This window comes from Microcoleus sp. T3_B1 (genome assembly GCF_036700445.1).
In the GTDB taxonomy this organism is placed as follows: Bacteria; Cyanobacteriota; Cyanobacteriia; order Cyanobacteriales; family Microcoleaceae; genus Microcoleus.
The window spans coordinates 42,524-48,673 of record NZ_JAUBOX010000004.1 but is presented as its reverse complement, the minus strand read 5'-3'; the positions used below and the strand labels follow the sequence as shown (position 1 = coordinate 48,673).

Sequence of the window (6,150 nt, the reverse complement as noted above, 5' to 3'; positions counted from 1 at the left end):
GCACCTGTTTCTACTTTTACTAACGATGCGGTGGCTTCCGATAAGGCTGTGGCTTCTGATGTGAAAGCTGAGGAGGAGAAAAAGGCGATCGCACCTGTTTCTACTTTTACTAACGATGCGGTGGCTTCCGATAAGGCTGTGGCTTCTGAGGTGAAAGCTGAGGAGGAGAAAAAGGCGATCGCACCTGTTTCTACTTCAACTAAGGATGCGGTGGCTTCCGATAAGGCTGTGGCTTCTGAGGTGAAAGCTGAGGAGGACAAAAAGGCGATCGTAACTCCTGTTTCTACTTCAACAAAGGAGACGGTGGCTTTAGATAAGGCTGTGGTTTCTGAGGTGAAAGCTGAGGAGGACAAAAAGGCGATCGTAACTCCTGTTTCTCCCTCAAACAAAGATGTGCAGGCTTCAGATAAAACTGTAACGACAGTAATAGAAACTGAAACGAAAACAGTTGCACCTCAACCTCCACCTAAAAACCTTTCGACACTTGAGACAGAAACCAATAAAAATCAACCGCAACCTACTGTTACTTCTAGTCCCCAGACTGATGGCAAACCAGCAATTCCTAATCAAGAAGTTGCTCAGGTTTTTCAGCCCATTGCCCATGACAGTAAGCCAGCGATTCATCCTCAAGAACTTTCTGCTATTAGTCAATCAATTGCCACCGACAGCAAGCCAGTAAATTCCACCCCAGAAGTCGCTAAGCCAGCAATTGCTACTAATAGCCAGCCAGCAATTGTTCTTCAACAAGTGGCTCCTGTAACTCAACCTGTCGCACCAAATGCAATTATCACAATAGCAACAAATAGTCAAGATAAAACAAATGCAGAACCCATAAATCCGGCACAAAATGTCGGATTAAATCCGGTCGCAACGGCTACCTCCTTCCATTCTCCCAAAGCATCTCAGCCCTTAGTCGGTATTATTAGCACAGGATTTAATGCCAACAATTTTGACATAGACTACAGTCGCATTAGTCTCGGAAAAGACCGCATTGCCAACGACGACAATCCCTTAATTAAATCCGGTGAAGGCAGCGAACAAGGAACTCACGTTTTAGGCTTAATTGCTGCCACTCAAAATAACAGCAAAGGCATCGAGGGCATTAACACCGAAGCACCGATTTGGTTGGGTCGGGCTAGCGGCAACAACAGTTGGGCAGAATCCTTAATTGAATTTGTGGATACTGCCAAAAAATCCGGTCAACCCAATGCAGTTGTTAACATCAGTTTTGAACTAACTCAAGTTGATGCTAGCGGCAAGATAGTTTCCCGCTACGAACTGACCGAAGCAGAAAAAAATGCCCTAGAATATGCCCGCAAAAATCAAGTTGTTGTTGTCGTTCCTGCGGGCAACAATCCCCAAGAAATATCGGCTTTAGGGAAAGCATCTCTTCAGTTTGACAATATCATCACCGTCGGTGCATCTTCTGGCGGTCAAGTCACAGACTATTCCGGCACTGGCAAGGGTTTAGATATTTTAACTGAAGGAGGAACGCTGAACAATCCCGTGCGATCGACTGTCGCAGAAGGTACAGGATTGATGGCAGGAACTTCTGTAGCCGCAGCCCAAGTCACGGGTGCAATTTCTCAGGTGTGGGCAGCAAATCCCAAACTGAATTATCAGCAAGTTATTGATATAATCAAACGCACCGCAACTGATATCGCTTTGCCCAATTGGGATGCCAAAACAGGTGCAGGATTGCTGAATTTGGCAGCAGCAGTACCTCTAGCAAAAGCGACTGAAGCTAAACCGCTACCACCAGAAGCGACTGTTCAAGATGTTGTCAGCCAAATCAATAACTTAGCTCCGGAACTAGACAATGTTTTAGAGCAGTTTAACAATCAGGTTCAGCAAATTTCTACCAATCCAGACAGTGCTTTAATCGAGCCAAAACCTGAAGATGAGAAACAAGCGGCGCAAGAACTTGATGCTTTAATTGCAGATTTGCAAAAAGACATTGATGACTTGCAAAACGATCCGTTTGCTGATGTAGACGGCATTGCTAGCGAATATCAGTTTGATGCGAAAGACCAACCTTTAATCGGTATTATCGATACTGGTTTTGCCGAAAACAATCCCGATATTGACTACAGCCGGATTATCAAAGGTCGCGATTTCAATGACAGCGACGACAACCCCTTACTTCCTGCTAGCGATCCAAAGGCTGAACACGGCACTAAAGTATTAGAAGTGATCGGGGCAAAACAGAACAACGACATCGGCATCAATGGCGTAAATGATGATGCACCGCTGTGGGTTGGACGTGCTGTTGGTTCTGGGAAATGGGCTCAATCTTTGCGGGAATTTGTCGATGCTGTCAAAGTATCTAAACAGCCAAATGCTATTGTCAACCTCAGCTTTGATTTAATTGACAAAGATGGCAACACCCGCACTAAATTTACAGCAGAAGAACGAGCCGCCATTGAATACGCTCGCGACAACAAAGTCCTGATTGTAGCAGCGGCAGGAAATCAAGGTGTTGAAGGTTTATCTGCTTTGGGGAAAGCTTCGCGGGAATTTCCCAATATCATCACTGTTGGTGCGGCGGATTGGAATGGAAATCTTGCTGACTATTCTAGCTACGGTTCGGGAATAGATTTAGTTGCTTTTGGCAGTACCCCTGACAGCCAAGCAAGTTCTAATGCTAATTCAAATGAGGATTTGCTCAAAGATTTAACTGCTGAAGAGCGGCAAGCTGTGGAAAAAGCGATTAAATTTAACGAAGCACCAACTGAAGATGGCAAACTAACAGAAGCTGAGGAACAACTTGTCTTAGAAGCGACTAAAAAATTAGGAAAGGCGTTAGGAGATATTAAGAATCCTGATAGCAATTCAGTAGCATCAATTCCCGAAATTGTTGGTACTTCGATTGCTGCGGCGAAGGTGACTGGTGCGGCTTCCCAAGTTTGGGCGGCTAATCCGAATTTGAGCTTTGCACAGGTGAAAGCTATTCTCAAAGCAACTGCGGTGGATTTGGGTACTCCTGGGTGGGATATTCAAACAGGTGCGGGTTTGTTGAATTTGGCTGATGCTGTAGCAATGGCTAAATCTCCGCCCTCTGGACTTGATTTAGCAGATAGTATTTTATCCTCTGATTCTGATGTTTGGAGTGAAGAAGGTGCTAGCGAAGAAGAGGCTCGCCGTCGCCGAGGTTTTTTCCGCCGATTTTTCCAAGGAGCGAGGAGAATCTTTCAAAGGGTGAGCGGATTTGTTGGCAAAGTAGTAAGTTTTGTTAACAAAGTATCGAGTTTTATTGGCAAGGTTAAGGGCTTTTTCTCTAAAGTTAGCGGTATCTTCTCGACGGTTAAGAAAGTATTTAGCTGGATTGGTAAAAAATTCTTGGCCCTGCCTATCTTGGGGAAAGTTGGGATAGTTTTAGGAGGGATTGCTCTGGTTGGAGGTGCGATCGCAGGTTTAGTGGCATGGTTTAAGAAGAAGCAACAGCCCCCTGCACAACCACCTGTTCAAAATACCACTCCGCAGGAAATTATCGATCTCCAAGGAATCTGGGGAGGATTGCCAACTGTACTGAAAACTGCTCTAAAAAATGGGATTAATAGTCCTTATGGGCGACCGCTTTTTCAGGGCGATCCGGCTGGGATCTTGCCACTTATCCAGACTTTATCCAGCATCAATCCAGGACTGAATTCGACATCGCCACAACTTTATTCTTGGCTGTTATATGGCACACCAGCTCAGTTTATACCAGTTTTGCAGGGTACTGCAACAACTCCTGCACTTCCACCGGACGTTGCTAATGCTTGGAGTGGTCTGAATCCACAGCAGAAACAAGAACTTTTGAAGTTCCTGCAAGGTGGAATTCCGCAGCTATATCAGCCCCTGTTTAATGGCACAGATCCTGATGGTATTTTGCCACTATTAAATGGTTTAGGTGGAATATCACCCAATGCTCAAAGCACTGTTTTGACTTTCTTACCAGGGGGAATTCCCAGTCAGTACCAGCCAAATTTTCCCTAGGGCTGGCTGATTTCCAAAATCTAATTGCATCCCAGCAATCTCAGATTCAAGGCACTCAGTCAGCCCTGCAAACCTACCAAGCTCAAATCAACGAAGCTAATGCTTTAGTTAATCAACTCGAACAGCAGCGACAGGAGGCTCAAAATGCTGCTAATTACTGGAATAGCCAGATTTATACTTGGGGAATTGTCGGCTGGCAAAGAGGTCGTTCAGGACGCCAAAATCCCATCTACGGCACGATTTACAATCCGCAGGCGGTAGCTTATCGAAATGAGGCACAAGCGGCTGCTAATATGGCGGCTCAATACCGAGATATAGCTGCACAAAAAGCCCAAGAGTTAACTGCTGCTTTGCAGCCGCAAATCACAGCATTGCAACAGCAAGTATCGGGGCAACAGCAACAATTGCAATCGCTGGTGCAACAGCAACAAACATTGCAAAATCAGCCGCAGCCCGCAATTGCTGCACCGTGATCGTTAAAGCCGATCGCCCGTCTGAGTCGCAAATTTGTAGGTTGAGGTAACAAACCCCAACCTACAATTTACCCAAATTTGAAGGAATTTATATGTCTATTATCGAAAAATCCAAAATTATGTTGATGGCGGCTTTCATCTTGGGTATGGCCGCTAAACCCAGTTTCTCTGCCATTTTCAACGTCGCATCTGACTTTTCCCTAACCAATAACCCCAATGGTGCTTGGCGCTACGGCTGGTCATCAAGCCTTGGATCTAACTTCAACCTGTATAGCAACGTAGGAAACCTGACTCCTACCATTGACTTGTGGTACGATTCTGCAAAAACTTGGTCGCCTTCTGTCACCCACAACTCAACTGCAACTGAAGACAATTCTCATCCGACAATAACGTACCAACCCAGTCAATTAAGCTTTCACCCCGGTTATTACGGAGAATATAGCATTGTCCGCTGGATTGCGCCTGAAGCGGGAACCTACTCACTTGCTACAATGTTTACCGGCCTCGATCATGTTTGGCCGACCACAACAGATGTTCACGTTCTCCATAACAATATTTTGCTTTTCAGTAACTTGATTAACGGCTTTGGTGCTTCTAGTAACAAGTCATTTGCGACGGCTGGGACGGTTCAAGCTGGTGACACAATTGATTTTGCTGTTGGTTATGGCAGCAACCAAACTCATTCGGGCGACTCAACTGGTCTGGATGCCACTATTTCAACGACACCCGCAGCCGTTTCCGAATCCGTACCCGAACCTTCTACTGTATTAGGTGGATTGGCGTTTAGTGCTTTTATTGCCAAAATGCGGATGAAACGCAAACGGCAACAAAAAACTCTAGAATCCATTGGCAGTTGATAAAAAACCGCGCGATCGCTCCTCACAAACCCATCTCTTTCTCCAACCTACCCAAAGAGCGATCGCGCTTCCCCAACCCCGAAAATCTTATCAAAAACTCAGAGGTAATTATGTCTTCTCAAAACATCCTGCAACAAATTAAAAACTCCCACTCCCTATTACAAGCAAGTCGCGATCGCCCCCAGCACCCTACGCGATCGCCCTTACCAAAAAATTCAACAAACAGAAACCTGTGCGATCGCCAACCAACTATCTCAACAGATAAATTGGTAGCGCAGCAGCCAATACCTTGGTATTATTCCTCACTCTGCTGATTGGTATGCCTGTCAACGATCCGGCCAATATTTCTCAATGCCATTGTTGGGGCGATCGCACCTAATCCCTTAGAAACCCGGTTTCTTCTTCACGCGCGATCGCCCCTCTCCCAGAAACCGGGTTTCTCCAATAACTTTTGCATCCTACCGAAATATTTAGGAAGAAACCCGGTTTCTCGATCCACGCGAGACGCCGCATTTTCGATTATTTCCGCAGCACTGAAGTGATAATGACTGTAATAGTAGCACTAGCAATTAAAGTAAAAGCAAGTTGCACCACCCACTGAGTTGCTTGCTGGTAATTAGAAAAGCGATCGTTAAACTTCTCCGAATCCCTAGATAGCTTGTCAACTTCAGCCGATAGCTTGTCTAACTTTTCGATGACATCTGCCAGGGTTGGTTCTTTATTGTTTGTACTTGTCATTTGTTGTGTTTTAACTCGCTCGATAATTCTATTGTACTATATTGCCGGAGCGATCGCGTCGATGATATGAGGGCGAGCGCTCGCACCTAATTCCTACTATTTGT

General features: G+C 45.4%; 5 protein-coding genes. 4 read left to right on the top strand and 1 reads right to left on the bottom strand.

Features of this window, described 5'->3' with window-relative positions:
• The 4 genes from QT990_RS03675 to QT990_RS03660 form a co-directional block, all read left to right on the top strand.
• The coding region (locus QT990_RS03675) for a S8 family serine peptidase (RefSeq protein ID WP_333464948.1) at positions 1-3,978 on the top strand (3,978 nt) is incomplete at its 5' end.
• A gap of 293 nt (positions 3,979-4,271) precedes the next feature.
• The gene (locus QT990_RS03670) at positions 4,272-4,451 is read left to right on the top strand and encodes a hypothetical protein (protein WP_333464947.1); all 180 of its coding nucleotides are present in this window, start codon (positions 4,272-4,274) and stop codon (positions 4,449-4,451) included.
• Positions 4,452-4,543: 92 nt separating this feature from the next.
• Entirely contained in the window at positions 4,544-5,308 is a 765-nt protein-coding gene (locus QT990_RS03665; protein WP_333464946.1) for a hypothetical protein, read from the top strand.
• Entirely contained in the window at positions 5,305-5,622 is a 318-nt protein-coding gene (locus tag QT990_RS03660) for a hypothetical protein (protein WP_333464945.1), read from the top strand. The genes QT990_RS03665 and QT990_RS03660 overlap by 4 nt, the downstream gene beginning before the upstream one ends.
• A 205-nt stretch (positions 5,623-5,827) precedes the next feature.
• Here QT990_RS03660 and QT990_RS03655 read toward each other — a convergent pair whose 3' ends face one another.
• Complete coding sequence (locus QT990_RS03655; protein WP_333464944.1) at positions 5,828-6,046, bottom strand: hypothetical protein; 219 nt, start codon at positions 6,044-6,046, stop codon at positions 5,828-5,830.
• Positions 6,047-6,150: the final 104 nt, after the last annotated feature.

Excerpts from the sequence above, each read along its gene's own strand:
- QT990_RS03670 (WP_333464947.1), top strand. The coding sequence starts at position 4,272 with ATGGCGGCTCAATACCGAGATATAGCTGCACAAAAAGCCCAAGAGTTA.
- QT990_RS03655 (WP_333464944.1), bottom strand. The coding sequence starts at position 6,046 with ATGACAAGTACAAACAATAAAGAACCAACCCTGGCAGATGTCATCGAA.
- QT990_RS03665 (WP_333464946.1), top strand. The coding sequence starts at position 4,544 with ATGTCTATTATCGAAAAATCCAAAATTATGTTGATGGCGGCTTTCATC.